The sequence below is a fragment of the Sulfitobacter sp. DSM 110093 genome, from assembly GCF_022788715.1.
In the GTDB taxonomy this organism is placed as follows: domain Bacteria; phylum Pseudomonadota; class Alphaproteobacteria; order Rhodobacterales; family Rhodobacteraceae; genus Sulfitobacter.
Window position 1 is genome coordinate 2056640 of record NZ_CP085167.1, and the last position, 18680, is coordinate 2075319.

At 60.7% G+C, this 18680-nt stretch carries 20 protein-coding genes; 5 read left to right on the forward strand and 15 right to left on the reverse strand.

Features of this window, described 5'->3' with window-relative positions:
* Positions 1-60: 60 nt before the first annotated feature.
* Positions 61-765 carry a hypothetical protein gene (locus tag DSM110093_RS10070; RefSeq protein WP_243264914.1) on the reverse strand — a complete coding sequence of 235 codons (705 nt, stop codon included), beginning with the start codon at positions 763-765 and terminating at the stop codon, positions 61-63.
* Between the two features lie 153 nt (positions 766-918).
* Here DSM110093_RS10070 and DSM110093_RS10075 point away from each other — a divergent pair, with 153 nt between their 5' ends.
* Positions 919-1368, forward strand: coding sequence for a DUF302 domain-containing protein (locus DSM110093_RS10075; RefSeq protein ID WP_243264915.1), 450 nt, complete (start codon positions 919-921; stop codon positions 1366-1368).
* A 20-nt stretch (positions 1369-1388) separates the two neighbouring features.
* On the opposite strand, the gene DSM110093_RS10080 is transcribed toward DSM110093_RS10075, so the two are convergent.
* The 3 genes from DSM110093_RS10080 to DSM110093_RS10090 all read right to left on the reverse strand — a co-directional run bounded on the left by DSM110093_RS10080 (position 1389) and on the right by DSM110093_RS10090 (position 6285).
* Complete coding sequence (locus tag DSM110093_RS10080; protein ID WP_243264916.1) at positions 1389-2204, reverse strand: ion transporter; 816 nt, start codon at positions 2202-2204, stop codon at positions 1389-1391.
* Positions 2205-2319: 115 nt separating this feature from the next.
* A complete protein-coding gene (locus DSM110093_RS10085; RefSeq protein WP_243267710.1) occupies positions 2320-4107 on the reverse strand; it encodes an ABC transporter ATP-binding protein/permease in 1788 nt (595 codons plus the stop codon).
* A 216-nt stretch (positions 4108-4323) separates the two neighbouring features.
* Positions 4324-6285, reverse strand: a complete 1962-nt coding sequence (locus DSM110093_RS10090) for a LysM peptidoglycan-binding domain-containing protein (protein ID WP_243264917.1) — start codon at positions 6283-6285, stop codon at positions 4324-4326.
* Positions 6286-6389: 104 nt separating this feature from the next.
* Between DSM110093_RS10090 and DSM110093_RS10095 the strand changes: the two genes are divergently transcribed.
* Complete coding sequence (locus tag DSM110093_RS10095) at positions 6390-6938, forward strand: TIGR00730 family Rossman fold protein (RefSeq protein WP_243264918.1); 549 nt, start codon at positions 6390-6392, stop codon at positions 6936-6938.
* Here DSM110093_RS10095 and rarD read toward each other — a convergent pair.
* The 9 genes from rarD to DSM110093_RS10140 form a co-directional block, all read right to left on the reverse strand.
* A complete protein-coding gene (gene rarD, locus DSM110093_RS10100) occupies positions 6875-7795 on the reverse strand; it encodes an EamA family transporter RarD (RefSeq protein WP_243264919.1) in 921 nt (306 codons plus the stop codon). The genes DSM110093_RS10095 and rarD overlap by 64 nt on opposite strands.
* A 67-nt stretch (positions 7796-7862) precedes the next feature.
* On the reverse strand, positions 7863-8318 hold the full coding sequence (locus DSM110093_RS10105; protein WP_243264920.1) for a host attachment family protein: 456 nt from the start codon (positions 8316-8318) through the stop codon (positions 7863-7865).
* Complete coding sequence (locus DSM110093_RS10110; RefSeq protein ID WP_243264921.1) at positions 8315-8524, reverse strand: hypothetical protein; 210 nt, start codon at positions 8522-8524, stop codon at positions 8315-8317. Before DSM110093_RS10110 ends, DSM110093_RS10105 begins: the two co-directional genes overlap by 4 nt.
* 255 nt (positions 8525-8779) lie before the next feature.
* A complete protein-coding gene (locus DSM110093_RS10115; protein ID WP_243264922.1) occupies positions 8780-9379 on the reverse strand; it encodes a superoxide dismutase in 600 nt (199 codons plus the stop codon).
* A 123-nt stretch (positions 9380-9502) separates the two neighbouring features.
* Positions 9503-10081: a sarcosine oxidase subunit gamma family protein gene (locus tag DSM110093_RS10120; protein WP_243264923.1), complete on the reverse strand. Its 579-nt coding sequence runs from the start codon at positions 10079-10081 to the stop codon at positions 9503-9505.
* Entirely contained in the window at positions 10074-13091 is a 3018-nt protein-coding gene (locus DSM110093_RS10125; RefSeq protein ID WP_243264924.1) for a sarcosine oxidase subunit alpha family protein, read from the reverse strand. The genes DSM110093_RS10120 and DSM110093_RS10125 overlap by 8 nt, the downstream gene beginning before the upstream one ends.
* A gap of 65 nt (positions 13092-13156) precedes the next feature.
* A complete protein-coding gene (locus DSM110093_RS10130; RefSeq protein ID WP_243264925.1) occupies positions 13157-13486 on the reverse strand; it encodes a sarcosine oxidase subunit delta in 330 nt (109 codons plus the stop codon).
* A gap of 111 nt (positions 13487-13597) precedes the next feature.
* A complete protein-coding gene (locus DSM110093_RS10135; RefSeq protein ID WP_243264926.1) occupies positions 13598-13876 on the reverse strand; it encodes a hypothetical protein in 279 nt (92 codons plus the stop codon).
* Positions 13877-13979: 103 nt separating this feature from the next.
* The gene (locus tag DSM110093_RS10140; protein ID WP_243264927.1) at positions 13980-15224 is read right to left on the reverse strand and encodes a sarcosine oxidase subunit beta family protein; all 1245 of its coding nucleotides are present in this window, start codon (positions 15222-15224) and stop codon (positions 13980-13982) included.
* Between the two features lie 196 nt (positions 15225-15420).
* On the opposite strand from DSM110093_RS10140, the gene ccmI reads away from it, so the two are divergent.
* The 3 genes from ccmI to DSM110093_RS10155 are packed head-to-tail and all read left to right on the forward strand — an operon-like array spanning position 15421 to position 17352.
* Positions 15421-16650, forward strand: a complete 1230-nt coding sequence (gene ccmI, locus DSM110093_RS10145; protein WP_243264928.1) for a c-type cytochrome biogenesis protein CcmI — start codon at positions 15421-15423, stop codon at positions 16648-16650.
* A complete protein-coding gene (gene ruvX / locus DSM110093_RS10150; protein WP_243264929.1) occupies positions 16647-17120 on the forward strand; it encodes a Holliday junction resolvase RuvX in 474 nt (157 codons plus the stop codon). Before ccmI ends, ruvX begins: the two co-directional genes overlap by 4 nt.
* Positions 17113-17352 (forward strand): DUF1289 domain-containing protein, encoded by a 240-nt coding sequence (locus tag DSM110093_RS10155; protein ID WP_243264930.1) that lies wholly within the window; start codon positions 17113-17115, stop codon positions 17350-17352. Before ruvX ends, DSM110093_RS10155 begins: the two co-directional genes overlap by 8 nt.
* Positions 17353-17359: 7 nt before the next feature.
* Here DSM110093_RS10155 and DSM110093_RS10160 read toward each other — a convergent pair whose 3' ends face one another.
* A complete protein-coding gene (locus DSM110093_RS10160; RefSeq protein WP_243264931.1) occupies positions 17360-17614 on the reverse strand; it encodes a hypothetical protein in 255 nt (84 codons plus the stop codon).
* Between the two features lie 143 nt (positions 17615-17757).
* A complete protein-coding gene (locus DSM110093_RS10165; protein ID WP_243264932.1) occupies positions 17758-18579 on the reverse strand; it encodes a sulfite exporter TauE/SafE family protein in 822 nt (273 codons plus the stop codon).
* Between the last annotated feature and the right edge of the window lie 101 nt (positions 18580-18680).

The window sequence follows — 18680 nt, forward strand, 5'->3', positions numbered from 1 at the left end:
CTCACTTTCTGTCTTTCCTCAACCTTCACGCCCCCGCCGTTTTCGGCGGGTGGATATGTGTCAGTTACCCGTTGCTTCGGGGATCTCTAGCTCAGCCTCTGCGGCGGCGCCATCCAGCCCCGGTTCTTCACCCAAGGCCACAATCACCTGAAGGGCGCGTTGTTGCAAGTCTGGGGTGGTTTCCGCATCGGAAAGAATGGATTGGTAGCGGGCGACGGCCTTGTCGGTCTCGCCTTCTTGGATGTCGATCAGGGCCAATTGTTCTTCCGCCAGCAGACGCAGCGCTGCACCGGGCTGGGCCAACGCCTCCAACGCCTGACGGCGCTCTGCCACGGGCACCGACTGGCCCTGTAGCGTGACAGCCTTGAACTGCGCCAACTGGCGGTAGATCGGCGCAATATCACCATCAACCGCGATCGCGTCGAGCTGTTCTACGGCGGCATCAGTCTCTCCCGCTTCGGCGAGGGCATCGGCACGCATGAAATGCAGCACAGCACGGGCACCGGGGCCTTCGGCCTCAATCGGGGCAAGCGCTTCGGCGCGGGCATTGCTGGCATCTGCTTCCAATGCGCCAAGCATCGCATCGCCCAAGGCTTCGGCCTCTGCCCGCTCTTGGGATTTGGTGTATTCGTTCCACGCAGCACCGCCGACGATGGCGATCACAGCAACCACGGCAATCCAGCCAAAGCGGCGCATCAGCCCATAAAGCCGGTCGCGGCGAACCTCTTCGTTCACTTCGTCAATAAAACTGTCGGTATCGCTCATCGCGCCCTGCCCCCGGCCTGATTTTGCCCCTCTTACCGTGCGTGAGCAGCCAAGCCAAGACCCAGCGTACGGGACCGGCCCCGAGATGCCTTCTTGGCACCGCGCTACGCCATGCTAGGTCAGGGGTAGGATGCAGCGAAAAAGGAGACGATGATGAGAGCGATAGCAATGGCCGCAGGTGCAATCATGGCAGCGATGCCCGCCATGGCGCAGGACTTGGTAGCCAAAGTCTCACCCCATGATGTGGTGACAACGATGGACCGCCTAGAAAGCGCCGTTGAGGCGGCAGGGGCCGAGGTTTTCGCCCGCGTCGACCACGCAGAAGGGGCCGAAAAGGCCGAGATGGAGTTGCGCCCAACGCAGCTTTTGATCTTTGGCAACCCCAAGCTGGGCACGCCCGCGATGCAGGACGCCCAGACCGCCGGGCTTGATCTGCCGATGCGGGTGCTGGTCTATGCCGATGGCGAAGGGGCCGTGCATGTGACCTATGCCGACCCTGAAACACTGGTAACTGCCCACGGCCTGCCCGAAGAGGCGGAGTATATCACCAAGATGACCAAGGCGCTGGATAACCTGACCGCCAAGGCGATCGGCGAAGAGTAACGCTTCTCCCCGCCCGGACCTTAGCGTTTGGGCGGGGTATTCTGCGCTTTGATGAGGTTTTCCAGATCGGTCAGACGTGACATCACCTCATCGCGGTAGGTGTTGGTCTGCTCGTTGCTTTCCTCATGATGCGCGTCCTGCATCGAATTTACGATCAGACCGACCAACAGGTTCACCACAGCGAAGGTCGTGACCACGATGAAGGGCACAAAAAACATCCACGCATAGGGATAGACCTCCATCACCGGGCGGACGATGCCCATGGACCACGATTCCAACGTCATGATCTGGAACAGCGAATAGCCCGACCGCCCCAGCGTGCCGAACCACTGCGGGAAATCAGCGCCAAAGAGTTTGGTGGCCATCACGGACGCGATGTAAAAGATCACCCCCATCAGCAGGAAGACCGAGCCCATGCCCGGCAGCGCGTTGACAAGCCCTTCAACCACGCGGCGCAGCGACGGGGCGACAGAGACAACCCGCAGCAGACGCAGAATGCGCAAGGCACGCAAAACGCTCAGCCCTTGAGTGGCCGGAATGAGTGAAATCGCGACGATCACAAAATCAAAGATGCTCCAACCGCGCTTGAAGAAATCCACCCCCCGGCCAAAGAGCTTAATCGCAATCTCAAGAACAAAGATGCCAAGGCACAGCTTGTCGAGCACCAAGATCAGCGGCCCCGCCTGCGCCATCACCTCGTCTGAGGTCTCAAGCCCCAAGATCACAGCATTAAAAAGAATCACGCCCAGAATGAAATTCTGAAACGAGGCGCGGTCAGCCAAGCGGGCCGCGCGGGCGCGGAGCGATGGCTGCGAAGAGGTGGAGAGATCGGTCATGGCGGTAGATATCGTGTGCCGCTAAGCACAGTGCAAGAGCAGATCAGCATGCAAATGCACCATCGGCGGCATTGCCCCCGCCCCCCCGTGCCGGCACGGGGGGGCGGGGGATGCATCAAATTTCTTCTTCGGCCTGCTGGCGCTGCCAAAGCTGCGCATAGCGCCCGCCTTTGGCCAACAGGGCCTCATGGCTGCCCTGCTCCATGATCTCACCTTTTTCCAACACCACGATGCGGTCCGCCTCGGCGATAGTGGACAGGCGGTGGGCAATGGTCAGCACCGTGCGCCCTTGGCTCGCGCGGCGCAGCGCGTCTTGGATTTCGTGCTCCGTCTCACTGTCGAGCGCGCTTGTCGCCTCGTCCAGCAGCAGGATCGGCGGGTCTTTCAGCAGCGTTCGGGCGATGCCCACGCGCTGTTTCTCGCCGCCCGACAGTTTCAGCCCCCGCTCGCCCACCGTGGTCGCGTAGCCCTGTGGCAGTGCCATGATGAAATCGTGGATCTGTGCTGCGCGGGCGGCGGATTCGACCTCTTCCTGCGTCGCGCCTTCGCGGCCATAAGCGATGTTATAGCCGATGGTATCGTTGAACAGCACCGTGTCCTGCGGTACCACGCCGATGGCCATATGCAGCGAATGCTGGGTCACATCGCGCACGTCTTGCCCGTCGATCTTCAGCGCGCCTCCGGCGACATCGTAGAACCGGAACAACAGCCGCCCGATGGTAGATTTACCCGACCCGGTCGAGCCGACAATTGCCACGGTTTCCCCCGGTCGCGCCTCTAGCGAGACACCTTTGAGGATTTCGCGGTCGGTGTCATAGGCAAAGCGCACATTCTCCAGCGTCACATGGCCGCCCGTTACCTTAAGGTCTGGCGCATTAGGCTTGTCGTCAATCTCAGCCGGTTGTTCGAGCAGGCCGAACATCTGGCCCATATCCACCAGCGCCTGACGGATCTCGCGGTAAACGGTGCCAAGAAAGTTCAACGGCACGGTGAGCTGGATCATGTAGGAGTTCACCATGACAAAATCCCCGACGCTGAGTTCCCCGCTCTGCACCCCCATCGCGGCCATGACCATGACGCCCACGAGACCAGCCGTGATGATCACAGCTTGACCAAAGTTCAGGAAAGCGAGCGAATAATTCGTCTTAATCGCCGCATTTTCATAATCGGCCATCGCCAAATCATAACGCGCGGCCTCGCGGCCCTCGGCGCCAAAGTATTTCACTGTTTCATAGTTCAGCAGGCTGTCGATCGCGCGCTGGTTGGCCTCGGTGTCGCTGTCGTTCATCTGCCGCCGCAGACGCACGCGCCATTCGGTCACGGCAAAGGTGAACCAGACGTAGACCGCAATGGTCAGGGTCACGACCGCCAGATACCAAATATCGAAGAGTACGGCGAGGATCACACCGACGAGGATCAATTCAAGGATCAGCGGCCCGATGGAAAAGAGCAAAAAGCGCAGCAGAAAATCGACGCCTTTGACACCCCGCTCGATGATCCGGCTGAGGCCCCCGGTCTTGCGGGTGATGTGGTAGCGCATCGACAGTTTGTGGATGTGCTGAAAGGTCTCAAGCGCCAACATCCGCAGGGCGCGCTGCCCGACGCGGGCAAAGACCGCATCGCGCACCTGTTGAAAGCCCACGCCCATCAGTCGCGCCATGCCGTAGGCCACGGTCAGGCCAATCGCTCCAAGCGCCAGCATCGGCGCGCCCTCGCCCGCCAGTGCATCCACCGCGTCGCGGTAGAAGAAGGGCGTGGCGACGATGATCAGCTTCGACACCAGCAGCGCCAGCATGGCCAAAACCACCCGGCGTTTCACCCAGGGCATGTCCTTGGGCCAAAGGTACGGCGCGACCTTTCGCAGCACCAAAAAGCCCGACTGACGCTCGGCGGCGTCGATCATCTCGGCCTCTGTGGGGATGCTGTCAGGCTTGGGGGTTTTGCGGTCGCGCCGGCGCGCGGCGGGCGTTTGGTCTGTATCGGCTGGCATGGGAATTCCTGAAGTGATTACAGGCTACATAGGCCCCATGTGCCGAGGTTGCCAGTGTGGGGCGGCGCACAGCCGCTCTGCGCGCTGCGAATGCCGCCCCGGTTTGGGCCCCTGAGGTCGGGCGTCAGATCACTCCGATTCGGGTTCTTCGGGCAGATCGAAAACCTGTCCGGGGTAGATCAGATCCGGGTCGCGGATGTTGCCGCTATTGGCCTCGAACACCTTCACGTAAAGCAATGGATCACCGTAGCGCGTGCGCGAAATCGCCCAGAGGGTATCGCCCTTTTGCACTGTCACAGCCGCCAGCGGACCGGACAAACCAGCAGAGGCAGCCGCAAGATTTTCCGCAGATTCGCGCTTGAAGGGTGTCTCCACCCGGCTGGTCACATCGCCCCCGCGAGAAAGCTCATCCACGCGCAGGGTATAAACACCCTCGTCCACATCAGGCAGATCGCCACGCCACCGGCCCTGTTGATCCACCGGAAGGCTGATCACCGCGTTATTGTCGAGGTAAACGCGGACTTCGCGGGTATCTGGCTGCGCGCGGCCCGCAAGTTGCACATCGCCTTCGTCGGAATAGCCGATGGTATCAAGCGCAACATTGGTCATGACCTGCGGCGGCGCGGTGTCGATCCGCTCAACCCCTTCTGCGGTGGATTTCAGCACCGGCGCTGGTGCAGCAGGCAAGGCGGGGGCGGTCCCGGCGTCCCGCTCTGGTGTTGGGGTCGGTTCTGCGGGTTGAGGGATGGTGCTTTCCGCGACGCTGGAGGGTTCGGGGGGCGCATTCGGCGCCGCCCCTGCCGCGTCGTTTTCTACTGCGGTTCCTGTCTCAGCCGATGATGTAACCTCAGCCGAGGCGACAGCAGGCTGATCCACCATTTCAGCAGCGCTGTCTGGTTCCGAAGGCGCGGTGCTCTCGCCCTCGGCAGCGCCGGTACCTGCAAGCGGTGTGGCCTGAGCCTGAGCAGGCGTGCCGCTGGCTTCGCCTGCCTCACCCTCGGCGCGGTCCTGATCTAACGGAGCAGTCTCGTCAGCCTCAGCGGTGCCGGTCCCTGCCACCGGTGTCGCTTGAGCCGTTACAGTGGCGCTATCTGTTTGGGCTGAAGGCCCGGTCGCGCTGCCTTGGGCTTTCGGAAGCTCGGCTTCAGCCCCAGCGGTGCCTGTCCCGGTCAGCGGCGTGGCAGTGGTGGCAGGTGTCTGGGTTTGCGCATCGGTGTCTTCAGGTTCAGCGGTCGCAGTACCCGCTAAAGGCGTCGCTTGGTTAGGTATTGAACCCACAGGTGGTGCATTGCCATCCGTCGCAGCCATCGTCTCTGCGTCACTGTTTTGCGGGGCCGCCGCTTCGGCCATATCCACTTCAGTTCCAAAACGCGGCATAGCGTCGGAGGTTTCAGATTTAACCTCTGCCTCACCCGTATCCTCCGTGGCAACCTCAGCAGTGCCACTCTCGCGGTCTATCTCTCCGGCCACCTGCTCCGCATCGTTCTGTATCAGATCAACCGGGCTTTCCTCAGGCGCGGGGTTCGCCTCTGCCATCTCAACTGGTGCATTCTTTGGGGCGGAGGGGGTAAGGATGATCTCTTCTTCCGATGCAATTTTGGTCTCACCATCCTGCCCCAAAAGCGTCAGCACATGACCTGTCTCACTTGGCGGGATGATCGCAAGGGTTGCAAATTTGCCCGCGCCATCGGCGGTCGCGCTGGCGACTTCCTTGCCATCTTTTAGCACCAACACGGTGCTGCCCGGCGTCGCACGGCCTGCGATTACAGTCATGCCATCGCTCTCGCGGCGCACCTCGTCAAAGGCAGGCGCTGCGGGCTGCTCAGCGGTTTCAAGGGGCGCATCTGGCTGGGGTTCTGTCGCGGCCTCCCCCTTAGGGCCAAGAGACACGCCCTGCACGGCATTCGGGGCAAGCGTGGCATTTTCTGGCGTGGCATCGCGTTCGGGCACCACGGCAACAGCGGTTTGCGGCGCGTCTTCCGGCCCGGCGCGTTTGCTGCCGATCCACGCCCCAAGTGCAAGCACCGCCGCGGCAAAGGCGCCCGCCGCCATCGCCCCCATGCCGCCAAACCGGCCAAGTCCCTTGAACATCTTCTACTTCCCCTGTGGTTGAGCCTTTTTAGCAAGCAGGCTAACAGGGGTCAAAAGCGCAGACGATCCGCGCCGATTTTTCCTAATCATCAGGACGCTTTACCATGCAACATTCTGTCTGTGTCTATTGCGGCTCTCGCCCCGGCGACGACGGGGCCTTTACCCGTGACGCCGAAACACTGGGCCGTGGTTTGGCCGAAGCTGGGCTGCGGCTGGTCTATGGCGCGGGCGATGTGGGCCTGATGGGCAGTGTCGCACGGGCGGCGCAGCAGGCAGGTGGCGATACCTTTGGCGTGATCCCCGCACATCTGGTGGCATGGGAAGTCGGTAAGACCGATCTGACCCGCTACATCGTGACCGAGACGATGCATGAACGTAAGAAAGTGATGTTCATGAACAGCGATGCGGTGGCGGTTTTGCCGGGCGGCGCAGGGTCACTGGATGAGCTTTTCGAGGTCCTGACATGGCGGCAATTGGGCCTCCATGAAAAACCTATCTTCCTTGTGAATACAAATGGTTATTGGGATCCCTTCATGTCATTGATGAACCATGTCGTTGACCATGGTTTCGCGGATAAGTCTCTGCTGGATTACGTGACCGTAGTTGCGGATGCCGATGCCGCCCTCAGCGCCCTGCGCCGCGCTTTGTCTTGACGGAACGTGGTCACGGAATAAAGCGCTAGCGCGCACCAGATCAGCACGAAGGCTTGCACATGCCAGCCGGTAAATGGTTCGCGGAACAAGACCACGGCGCAGAAAAACTGTAGGGTCGGATTGATGTAGCTTAACAATCCTGCGGTCGCCATCGACAGCCGTCGGGCGGCATAGCTGAACAGGATCAGCGGTGTCGCCGTGATCGGGCCGGCCAGCATCAGCAGCGCCGTATCGCGAAATGACGCGCCAAAAGCTCCGGCACCATTGTCACCCGTTTGCCACAGGACCAAGACAGCAAGCGGTGACAGCAGAAGCACTTCGGCGGTGACAGATACCACCGGCCCCACGGCCAGCCGCTTTTTCGCGAGGCCATAAAGCCCGAATGACGCTGCGATCATCACCGCCAGCCAAGGCGCGCTTCCCAACCCAAAGGTCAGCAGCGCCACTGCGACGGTCACCAGCCCCACCGCAGAAAGCTGCACGCGGTTTAGCTGCTCAGCAAAGACCAACCGCCCCAGCAGCACAGACACCAGTGGAAAGATATAATAGCCTAAAGCGGCCTCGGTCGCCTGCCCGTTCTGCACAGACCAGATAAAAATATACCAATTCGTCGCGATCATTATCGCAGCGATGGCCAACAGGCCGAATGCACGCGGCCCGGCCATGGCAGAAAAGATGGACCGTAACCGCCCCTGCACTGTCAGAACCACCACAAAAAAGGCCAATGACCACAGGGTACGATGGGCCAAGACCTCGGCGGCGGGCACATGCGCGAGCATTTTGTAGAAAATTGACGACAACCCCCAAACGCAGCAGGCCGCGATCATGGCGGCGAACCCTTTGGTGGTGTCTGTCATGGAATATCCTTGGCGCGGTTGAGTGCCTTCCTTGTGGCGGCAATCAATACCCGCGCCAAGGGAAAAGTCAGGCCTCGGCCAACTCCCCCGCGACGATCTTTTCGATCTCATCAATGGGATGGTTGGTCAGGGTCTTGGGAATCTCTCCCACGACTTTGCTTTGCACCTCTTTGTGCAGATTGTCGCGCAGATCCCCAAGCACCGCAGGCGGCGCCACTAGAACGATCCGCTCATAGCGGCCTTTATGCGCGAGTTTGTAAAGAATATCGGACAAATCCTTGGCAAAACGTTCTTTTTCCAACTCATGCCAGTCCGTATCATCAAAGGCAGACCGATGGCCGCTTGGCCCATCGCTCATCCGTCCGGGGCGATTGGCAGCTTGTTCGCGCGCAGGTGGATTTTCCTGCTCTTCCTTGCGCACAACCTGAAGATAGGGGTCGTCACCATCAGTATGGTTTTGCAGGAACAACGCCTTTTCGCCATCCGCGATCAGCACCCATGTGTCTTGGCTAAGTTTGGTCATGAAGCCTCTCCGTGATTGCGTTTATCTTCGCCGGTGACTCGGGTAACCCCGTCATCGCCTTTCTCGGCCCGGCGCTCTGCGTCTTGAGTGCCTACGTCCTTTTGCAGGTCCCCTCCGGCGCGTCCGCCTTGGGATGGCATCTCGGTATCAGAAACGAATTTTTCCGTCTCCTGCGTACCGTCGTTTGATCTCTTACGCTCGGCCATGTTGTCCTCCTTATGACGTGAAGTGTCAGGAGAAAAACCATTCCGAAGGGGCTTAGGTTCCAACGAAAAACCCCGCAGCGAACTGCGGGGTTTGGGTCTTGGTCACAAGCAGCTCGAAGGCTGCGATGGTCAGATCACAGACGCGAGGCGACGTTGTCCCAGTCCACCCAGCCTACGGGCTTGCCGTGGGCGTCGGTGACTGGGAGAGCAACGCCCGCTTCAAACGCGGACGTTGATGACGGTCGCATCCTTAAATCACAGACGCGAGGCGACGTTGTCCCAGTTCACAAGATTGTCGAGGAAGTTCGACAGGTAGTCGGGACGCGCGTTGCGGAAGTCGATGTAGTAGGAGTGCTCCCATACGTCACAGCCCAGCAGTGCAGTCTGACCAAAGCAAACGGGGTTCACGCCGTTTTCGGTTTTGGTGACTTTCAGGCCGCCATCGGTGTCTTTGACAAGCCACGCCCAACCAGAGCCGAACTGACCCGCGCCTGCGGCTTTGAACTCGTCCTTGAACTTGTCGACCGAACCAAAGCTTTCGGTGATGGCTTTTTCCAGCTCACCGGGCATCTTGTTATCTTCTGGGCTCATCATTTCCCAAAACTGGTTGTGGTTCCACAACTGGCTGATGTTGTTGAAGATACCGCTCTGAGCCACGGCCTTGGGATCATAGGTGCCTTTGATGATCTCTTCGAGGGTCTTGCCCTCCCACTCGGTGTCTTCGATCGCTTTGTTGCCGTTGGTCACATAAGCGTTGTGGTGCTTGTCGTGGTGGTATTCCAGCGTTTCCTTGGACATGCCTTTGGATGCAAGCGCATCATGGGCATAGGGAAGATCGGGAAGTTGAAAAGCCATTTCGGGGGCCTCCTCATTTTGGAATTTCGCTGCGGCCACTTGATGTGCATCAAGCGGTAACGTCAAGATCAACGTCCGCAAATCATATCTGTTCCGAGCGAATTAGTCAGATTTCACCCCGGTTTACGTCCCTTTGAAATGCCCCACTGCGCTGCCGGGCTGGGCCGCGCCCTTTAGCTGGTCAAACATATATTGCGCGACAGAACGGAAGCAGACCACCTGAAAGGCCCCGTCATCCAACAGCCAAAAGGCGGCGGCGACCTGCCCCATGCGGGTGCGGCGGAACATGCCGGGGGTGAACTGAGCAGGAGAAAGATCAACGGGCGCGAGTTTGGCCAGCACCTCGCGCGCATGTGGGCCTTCGACGCGAAACACCGCCCGCGCGCCTGTGACGTCAACCGCTAGCGTATGGGTATCCTCAAAGGCGGCATGAAGCCGCGCCAGCACCTCGGGAACCTGTGCGTGGGGGCACATAAGCATCAGTTCATCCGGCGACATCCAAGCCACCCCCGACGCACCGTCGCTGTTGCACATGCTGCGATTGGGCAGATCAAGCCCTACGACCTTCTTGACGACTTTGCGCAGGAAGGGGGCATCCAGATCGCCACGAATGGTGATCATCCCCAGAGGGCCAACCTCTGAAATCGTTGCAATTCCCGCGTCATAACGCACGTTCTTCAGGGCGGTCATGGCTTCAGACATTCTGCTTCTCCCCTTTGGGATCGTAAAACACGGGATCGACGATTCTGGCCTCATAGGTCTTGCAATCGGTGCCGGGGAAGGTGAGCACTTCGCCCATCCGGTCCGGCCCGTTCAGCACCAGCCCCATGGCAATGCCGCGGTCGAGCGTCGGCGAATGATAGGTTGAGGTCACCCGCCCCTGCATGACCTTTTGGCCGTTGTCATTCTCACCTTCGCCAAGCGCGTAGGCGCCATCCGGCAGGGTGCTGCCATCGGTGGTCTCCAGCCCCACGAGCTTCCAACGGGTCGGGTCTTGCATATGGCTGCGGTGCTGGGCACGTTTGCCAAGGTAGTCGTCTTTCTTTCTCGAAATCGCCCAGTTGAGGCCAAGGTCTTGGGGGATCACCGTGCCATCGGTCTCATCCCCAATCATGATAAAACCTTTCTCAGCCCGCAGGATGTGCAGACATTCCGTGCCATAGGGCATCACGCCCAAATCATGCCCGGCGATCAGCAACGCGTCCCAGAAGGCTTGCCCCTGCCCGGCCTCAACCGCGATCTCATAGCTCAGCTCACCTGAGAAGGAGATGCGGAAAACGCGCACCTTGAAACCGCCCAACTCGCCCTCGGTCCATTCCATGAAGCCGAGCGCCTCACGGCTCAGGTCCATGCCGCCGAGTTTCTCTAAACACTTCCGTGCGTTAGGGCCGACCACGGCCACCTGCGCGTAGTGTTCGGTGGCGTTGACCACATGAACCTTCCAGTCCCACCATTCGGTCTGGAGCCATTCCTCCATATGCGCGTGAATGCTGTCGGCCCCGCCTGTGGTGGTGTGGCAGAGAAAGGTCTGTTCATCCAACCGCGCGACCACGCCGTCGTCGATCAGGAATCCGTTTTCGTTGCACATCAGCCCATAGCGGCATTTGCCGGGTTTCAGCGTCGACATCATGTTCGTGTACATCATGTCGAGGAACCGCGCCGCATCCGGGCCGCGCACGATCAGCTTGCCCAAGGTTGAGGCATCCAGCAGGCCGAGGTTTTGCCGCGTATTCGTCACCTCGCGCATCACCGCGTCATGGGTGCTTTCGCCGCTTTGCACATAGGCGTAGGGCCGGCGCCATTGGCCGACTGGCTCCCAAATCGCGCCGTTGGCCTCGTGCCAATCATGCAGCGGCGTGCGGCGGATCGGTTGGAAGGTATCGCCCCGCGCAGCCCCCGCAATCGCACCCATCGAAATCGGGTGATAGGGCGGGCGGAAGGTGGTGGTGCCAACACTGGGAATCTCGGCATCCAGCGCGCCTGCTAGCGTGGCCAGCCCGTTTATATTGCTGAGCTTCCCCTGATCCGTCGCCATGCCAAGCGTGGTATAGCGTTTGGCATGTTCCACCGAAACAAAGCCCTCCTGAGCGGCAAGACGCACGTCCGAGACTTTGACGTCGTTCTGGTAATCGAGAAAGGTCTTCTCGCGCAGTTTGACGCTGGCGCCCTGCGGCATTTGCCAGACCGGCATCATCGGCGCTTCCTCGCGGCGCGTAGCCTCGGGCGAGGTGAAATCGCGCGGCATCTTGAACCCCAGCGAGGTGGCCACCCCATCGGCGGCGGCATGGGCGTCATGCAACACGTCGTCGAGCGCGAAGACCCCAGCCGCAGCCCCGGCGGGCGTGACGAAACCATGCCCGTCCGCGCCGGTGGGCGGGTGATCCTGATTGGGGCGGAAGCAGGCATGCGTAGTGTCCCATGTCAGCTTGCCGCCGCAATGGGACCACAGGTGCACCACAGGTGACCAGCCGCCCGACATGGCGACGGCATCGCAGGCGATCTCTTCCAACACGGCACCTTCACCTGCCTGCGAGCAAACGGCCACGCCGGTCACGCGCTTACCCCCCAGAACCGAGGAAACCCCCTGCCCCATGACCACCCGAATGCCAAGCGCCTTGGCCTGTGCGACCAATTCGCTGTCTTGCGGCAAAACGCGGGCATCCAACACGGCGGGCACCTCAAGCCCCGCCTGTTTCAGCGCAATCGCCGTGAGATAGGCGTTGTCGTTATTGGTCACAACCACGGTGCGATCGCCCGGTGAGACCCCATAATTCGCCACATAGTCGCGCATGGCCGAGGCCAGCATCACTCCGGGCACGTCATTGCCAGCGAAGCTGAGCGGGCGCTCAATCGCTCCGGTCGCGGTAATCACGTGGCCAGCGCGGACACGCCAGAGGCGGTGGCGTGGCCCGGCATCCTCCGGCGCATGATCCCGCAGCCGTTCATAGCCCAGCACATAGCCGTGATCATAAACCCCTGCCCCCATGGTCCGGTCGCGCAGATCGACATTCTCCATACCGCGCAAACGGTCGAGTGTTTGCGCGATCCAGCCCTCCACGGGCGCGTCATCCACTGTGCCGCCATCGACTGGCGCACGCCCGCCCCAATGGGCGGATTGCTCCATCACGATGACACGCGCCCCGCTCAAACCCGCCGCTAATGCGGCCTGAAGCCCCGCGACACCACCGCCGATGACCAGCACGTCGCAGAAGGCGTGGAAGTGTTCATAGGTGTCGGCATCCGCCGCCTTGGGCGCTTTGCCCAGACCGGCGGAATGCCGGATGATCGGCTCGTAGAGGTGCTTCCACAGCGGGCGCGGATGCATGAACATCTTGTAGTAGAACCCCGCGGGCAGGAAGCGGCTGAGGTGTTTGTTAAGCGCGCCTACATCGAACTCAAGGCTCGGCCAATGGTTCTGGCTTTCCGCCTCCAACCCCTCGTGAAGCTCGGTCGTGGTGACGCGGGCGTTGGGCTCAAACCGCCCCTCTTGGCCGAGACCGACCAGACCGTTGGGTTCTTCGGGGCCGGAGGTCACGATGCCGCGCGGGCGGTGGTATTTGAACGAACGCCCGACCAGCACCTGATCATTGGCCAGCAACGCCGAGGCCAGCGTGTCGCCCTCATAGCCGCGCATTTGCTTGCCGTTGAAGGTGAAATTCAGCGGTTTGCTTTTGTTCAGCAGGCGGCCGCCTGTGGCCAGTCTTGTGCTCATCTTGGGAAACCTTGCGGGCTGGTGGAGGGCGGATGCCTCCCGGTTGGGTTGGGGCCGAGGCGGGGTTAGCTGGCTGTGTGCCAGCGCCAATCGGGATGACGCTTGCGGATCGCGTCAACGATATGATCCGGAGGCGCGAGGGTCTGGGCCGCATAGCTGCCAAAGACTTCAAGCGTGGCGGTATCACGCGCCATGTGAAACCACTTGCCGCAGCCGTAGACATGACGCCAACGCTCTAGATGCACACCCTTCGGATTCTGGCGCATGAACAGGTAGCTTTCAAAGTCACCTTCAGCCCCGTCCGGCCCGACACGTTTTAAATGTGCCTCACCGCCGCCGTGAAACTCTGTTTCTTCGGCTGTGACATGGCAACAAGGACAGGTGAGGATCAGCATGGGCAGGCTCCTAAGCACGGGGCAGACAGCAAAACGCCGCCCCTGCGCAATAGCGCGGAGCGGCGTTCGCCGTGTCGAGGCAGCGCCACACGGGGCATTGCCAGAGTAGATTTACTCGGTCGGGGTTGCGGTCTCTTCGACTGCGTCTGCGGTGCCTTCGGCAGCGCCTTCAACCGCTTCGCCTGCGCTTTCTGCGGCACCTTCGATGTTGACGTTGACGTCATTTGTGCCATCCAGGTCGCCACCGGCAAGGAGGAAATAGGCCAGCAGAGCCACAACAACGACAACCGCACCGACGATAAACGCGAGGCCATTGCCGCCGCGGTCAGTCGTGGTTGTGGTTGTGGTCGTGTTCGTATGGTCGGTGTGGTTGTTTTCCGGGGTTGCCATTGTTCAGCTCCGTTTAATTCAATGTCTGAACAGGCAACGCGGCTGAACGCAAACTCGTTCCCCCCGACGATCTCACAGAGCGGATTGTGGCTGACCCGCAACATCAATGCGCCACTCCGGCAGCCACGGATTCGTCGATAAATCGCCCTTCGGCAAAACGCTCCAACCCAAAGGCGTCGGTCAGCGGCGAATGCCCCTTGGCCATCAACTCTGCAAAACCCCAGCCTGAACCGGGGATCGCCTTGAAGCCGCCCGTGCCCCAGCCACCGTTGATAAAGACCCCCTCAACAGGCGTCTTTGAAAGGATCGGAGAGCGGTCGCCGGTGACATCCACGATGCCGCCCCACTGCCGCAACATTTTGAGCCGTGAGATCATCGGGAAAGTCTCGACCAACGCGCGCACCGTCTCTTCGATATGGTGGAAACTGCCGCGTTGGGTGTAGTTGTTGTAGCCATCCGTGCCGCCGCCGATGACCATCTCGCCCTTGTCAGACTGGCTCATGTAGCCGTGCACCGTATTGGCCATGACGACCACATCCATACAGGGTTTGACCGGCTCGCTGACCAGCGCTTGCAGGGCAACACTTTCCATCGGCAGACGGAAGCCCGCCATATTCGCCAACTGCCCCGAGTGTCCGGCGACGACCATGCCCAGTTTGTCGCAATCAATATCGCCCCGCGTGGTGCTGACGCCGGTGACCTTGCCACCCACCTGGCGCACGCCGGTGACCTCACATTTCTGGATGATGTCCATGCCCATGTCCGAGCAGGCCCGGGCATAGCCCCAAGCCACCGCATCATGCCGCGCCGTGCCTCCGCGCGCTTGCCAAAGCCCGCCCAGAACCGGATAGCGCGGCCCGTCGATGTTGATGATCGGCACCAGTTGCTTCACGCGATCTGGCCCGATGAATTCGGTGGTGACGCCCTGCAACGCGTTGGCATGTGCTGTGCGTTTATAGCCGCGCACCTCATGTTCGGTCTGCGCCAGCATGATCACCCCACGCGGGGAGAACATGACGTTATAGTTCAAATCCTGACTCATCGTCTCGTAAAGGCTGCGCGCCTTTTCGTAGATCGCGGCAGAGGGGTCTTGCAGGTAATTCGAGCGGATGATCGTCGTATTGCGCCCGGTGTTGCCGCCGCCGAGCCATCCTTTCTCAAGCACCGCGACATTGGTGATGCCGAAATTCTTGCCCAGATAATAGGCCGTCGCCAGACCGTGCCCTCCGGCACCGACGATAATCACATCATAGCGTTTCTTGGGCTGCGCATCGCGCCACGCGCGGGTCCAGCCCGTATGATGGCGCATCGCCTCTCGGGCCACTGCGAAAACGGAGTATTTCTTCATCACGTCACTTCCCGGCAAGGATTCGGGCCGCGCGGGCGGCTGAGGTCTTTTCTGAGCCTAGGAGCACAATTGCGAAATGACCACCACGGCATTTGGATGCGGTTTTGCGACATGTGGAGCGATTGGTGAAAAATGCCGCAGGGAGCGCGGCAATTGCGGTCTTTTGTCGGCGTCTGGCAAAGGTTAGGTAGAGCCCATGATATTTTGGTTTCTCTCTGGCGCGATGGCGCTTGTCGTGGGCGGTTTTCTGGCGCGGGCCGCATGGCGGGGTGCCGATACGCCCCTTCCCGCACAGGCGGACTATGACCTCAAGGTTTATCGCGACCAATTGGATGAGGTGGAGCGTGACGTGGCGCGCGGTGTGGTGCCTGAGGCCGATGCCGCACGCATCCGGACCGAAATCTCGCGCCGGATCCTTGCCGCCGATGCTGGGCGCGACACGCGCGCGCAAAGTACGTCGCGGCCCGCGCCGCTCGTGCTGATCGCGGGGATTATCGCTTTGGGTGCCGGGTCACTGGCGCTATACTGGCATTTGGGCCAACCCGGCTATGGTGATCTAGCACTCGCTGACCGCATCGCATTTGCCGAAGATATGCGCCGCAACCGACCGAGCCAGCAAAGCGCGGTGGAAAGCCTGCCCGCCAGCCCCAGCACCGAAGGGCTGAGCGCCGACTACCTCGCCCTGATCCAACAGCTCCGCGCCACGGTCAAAGAGCGCCCCGAAGATCTGCAAGGTCAGACCCTGCTTGCCCAGAACGAAGCCCGTATCGGCAATTTCGCCGCCGCTGCCGAGGCGCAGGGCAATGTGCTGCGTCTTCAGGGCGCGGATCGTACCGCCAAGGACATTGCAGACTATGCCGAACTTCTGGTGTTGGCCGCGGGGGGCTATGTCTCTCCCGAGGCGGAAACCGCCCTGCGGGAAGTGCTCAACCGCGATGAGCAGGATGGTCGCGCACGTTATTACCTTGGCCTGATGATGGTGCAGACCGGGCGACCCGACGTCGGCTTCCGCATTTGGGACGCGCTGTTGCGGCGCGGGCCAGCGGATGCAGCATGGATTGAGCCGATCCGCGTGCAAATCCCGCAAGTCGCAACCCTTGCCGGAGTGGATTACGAGATCCCGCAGACTGGCAATGGCGCTCCGGCGCGTGGGCCATCTGCCGAAGACATCGAGGCCGCCTCGGAAATGGACGCGGGCGACCGGATGGAGATGATCGGCGGCATGGTCGCGGGCCTCTCTGACCGTCTTGCCAGCGAAGGCGGGCCGCCGCAAGACTGGGCGCGGCTGATAACCTCGCTCGGCGTCTTGGGCGATTCAGATCAGGCGCGTGCGGTCTATGACAACGCGCTTGAGGTTTTTTCAAACGATAATGCTGCATTGGATATGATCCGCAGTGCAGGCGAACGCGCAGGAGTGGCAGGATGATTTTTGACGACACGGCAGATTTCGTAGCTGCCCTGCCCCCTATGCAGGCGCTGATCGGGTTGGATCTGGGAGAAAAAACCATCGGCGTCGCGGTGAGCGACAGCTTCCAATCCGTCGCCACCCCGCTGGAAACCGTGCGGCGTAGAAAGTTCGGACTGGACGCCGCGCGTCTGGCCGAGATCATTGCCGAGCGTCGTATCGGCGGGCTGGTGCTGGGATTGCCGCGCAACATGGACGGCTCTGAGGGGCCGCGCTGCCAATCGACCCGCGCCTTTGCCCGCAACTTTGACCGGCTCAACCCGCTGCCTATCACCTATTGGGACGAGCGTCTGTCGACCGTGGCTGCCGAACGCGCATTGCTAGAGGCCGACACCACCCGCAAACGCCGCGCCGAGGTGATCGACCATGTGGCGGCGGGCTATATTCTACAGGGGCTTTTGGACCGTTTGCAGGTGATGCGCCGTGTCTAAAAAGATTTGGCAGCGAAATGAGGTCGAAAGCCCCTGCATCAACATCTGCGTGGTGCACCCCGAAAGCCGGCTATGTACAGGCTGCCTACGCTCGATTGATGAGATTGGCCGTTGGTCAACGATGACCAGCGACGAACGCCGCGCCATCATGGAAGAACTGCCTGAACGGGCCAGCGCCCACACAAAACGGCGCGGGGGACGCGCGGCGAAACTGGCCCGACGCCGCGATTAGCGCGGCATCATGCGCCGCGGCGTCGAGTGATCTGATTAAGAAAGATCAGCGCGGCGTCACTATCTGCACCGTCGTGGTGACCGATGGGGCCCGCGTTATAGTTCGCCGCCGGGAAAGACGCACGGGCGAAAGACAAGCTGGTTTCGCGGGTGAACATCCCGTCAAAACGGAACGCCCGACGGCCATTACGCGCAGGCCGCCAATACGCGAGGTTATCGCCCTGCCCTTTAAGAATGATTGCTTTGGTCCGGTATTGGCCCATTTGATCGATTCCTCTGATTCTGCCGCCGTTAAGGCATTCAACCTCTAGTTTGTGTCGAGAATGCGGCGAATTGATGAAAATGGGCTTAAATTGGGCGCAAATTGTCAAATTTCGGCAGGTTTAAGGTGTAAAACCGGACGACCCTACCCCCAGAGTGCCTTTCTCAACATATTTAGCGCCACCACTACCAGAAACACGGCAAAGACCCGTCTTAACGGCTTGGGGTCCATCGCGTGGGCCAATCGCACGCCCCAAGGTGCCGTGATCAATGTCATCGCAACAACGATCCCAAAGGCTGCGACATTGACCGCGCCTATCGTCAGCGGTGGCCGGTTTTGGGCTATGTCCACAAACAGAAACGCAATGACCGACGGCACGGCGATCAATAGGCCAAAGCCCGCTGCAGTGGCCACAGCCTTGTGGATCGGCCGCCCGTGCAGTGTCATGAGCGGCACGCCAAAGCTGCCGCCGCCGATCCCCATAAGAACCGACAGAAACCCGACCATCGGCGATAGAACCGCGCGTTTAATACCGCGCGGCATGCTCTCTCCCAAGCGCCAATCGCTGCGCCCGAACCCAAGGTAAAGCCCGACAAGCAATGCCAAGCCGCCGAAAATCATCTGGAGCGTCACGGTTCGCAATTGTGACACCAAAATCACGCCCAGAACCGCGCCCAGCATGATACCCGGTGCCCAAGTCCGCAGGATTTCCCAATCGACCGCGCCCTTCTTGTTATGTGCATGCACCGACCGCGCCGAGGTGACGATGATGGTCGCCAGCGAGGTCGCAAGGCAGATCTGCATCAATTGCGGCCCGTCATAACCCAACGATTGCAGCACATAAAAGAATGCAGGCACCAAGACGATGCCCCCGCCCACGCCAAGCAATCCCGCCAAGACGCCAGCAATTCCCCCGATCAGGACAATAAGCGCCAGCATCGGCAGCAATACGTTCAACTCTGGCATGAAAGCCCTCCCCAAGGTTTCTGCGCTCTTTCAAGCCGTTTCCTACTGGGGGTTCAAGGCCATAAAGGCGGGGTTGCACTTCCCCTACGGAAGGTTAGGTT

Excerpts from the sequence above, each read along its gene's own strand:
- DSM110093_RS10095 (WP_243264918.1), top strand. The coding sequence starts at position 6,390 with ATGCAACATTCTGTCTGTGTCTATTGCGGCTCTCGCCCCGGCGACGAC.
- DSM110093_RS10070 (WP_243264914.1), bottom strand. The coding sequence starts at position 765 with ATGAGCGATACCGACAGTTTTATTGACGAAGTGAACGAAGAGGTTCGC.
- DSM110093_RS10165 (WP_243264932.1), bottom strand. The coding sequence starts at position 18,579 with ATGCCAGAGTTGAACGTATTGCTGCCGATGCTGGCGCTTATTGTCCTG.
- DSM110093_RS10085 (WP_243267710.1), bottom strand. The coding sequence starts at position 4,107 with ATGATCGACGCCGCCGAGCGTCAGTCGGGCTTTTTGGTGCTGCGAAAG.
- DSM110093_RS10075 (WP_243264915.1), top strand. The coding sequence starts at position 919 with ATGAGAGCGATAGCAATGGCCGCAGGTGCAATCATGGCAGCGATGCCC.
- DSM110093_RS10135 (WP_243264926.1), bottom strand. The coding sequence starts at position 13,876 with ATGGCAACCCCGGAAAACAACCACACCGACCATACGAACACGACCACA.
- DSM110093_RS10115 (WP_243264922.1), bottom strand. The coding sequence starts at position 9,379 with ATGGCTTTTCAACTTCCCGATCTTCCCTATGCCCATGATGCGCTTGCA.
- DSM110093_RS10140 (WP_243264927.1), bottom strand. The coding sequence starts at position 15,224 with ATGAAGAAATACTCCGTTTTCGCAGTGGCCCGAGAGGCGATGCGCCAT.
- DSM110093_RS10120 (WP_243264923.1), bottom strand. The coding sequence starts at position 10,081 with ATGTCTGAAGCCATGACCGCCCTGAAGAACGTGCGTTATGACGCGGGA.
- rarD (WP_243264919.1), bottom strand. The coding sequence starts at position 7,795 with ATGACAGACACCACCAAAGGGTTCGCCGCCATGATCGCGGCCTGCTGC.
- DSM110093_RS10080 (WP_243264916.1), bottom strand. The coding sequence starts at position 2,204 with ATGACCGATCTCTCCACCTCTTCGCAGCCATCGCTCCGCGCCCGCGCG.
- DSM110093_RS10130 (WP_243264925.1), bottom strand. The coding sequence starts at position 13,486 with ATGCTGATCCTCACCTGTCCTTGTTGCCATGTCACAGCCGAAGAAACA.
- ccmI (WP_243264928.1), top strand. The coding sequence starts at position 15,421 with ATGATATTTTGGTTTCTCTCTGGCGCGATGGCGCTTGTCGTGGGCGGT.
- DSM110093_RS10160 (WP_243264931.1), bottom strand. The coding sequence starts at position 17,614 with ATGGGCCAATACCGGACCAAAGCAATCATTCTTAAAGGGCAGGGCGAT.
- ruvX (WP_243264929.1), top strand. The coding sequence starts at position 16,647 with ATGATTTTTGACGACACGGCAGATTTCGTAGCTGCCCTGCCCCCTATG.
- DSM110093_RS10090 (WP_243264917.1), bottom strand. The coding sequence starts at position 6,285 with ATGTTCAAGGGACTTGGCCGGTTTGGCGGCATGGGGGCGATGGCGGCG.
- DSM110093_RS10105 (WP_243264920.1), bottom strand. The coding sequence starts at position 8,318 with ATGACCAAACTTAGCCAAGACACATGGGTGCTGATCGCGGATGGCGAA.
- DSM110093_RS10125 (WP_243264924.1), bottom strand. The coding sequence starts at position 13,091 with ATGAGCACAAGACTGGCCACAGGCGGCCGCCTGCTGAACAAAAGCAAA.
- DSM110093_RS10110 (WP_243264921.1), bottom strand. The coding sequence starts at position 8,524 with ATGGCCGAGCGTAAGAGATCAAACGACGGTACGCAGGAGACGGAAAAA.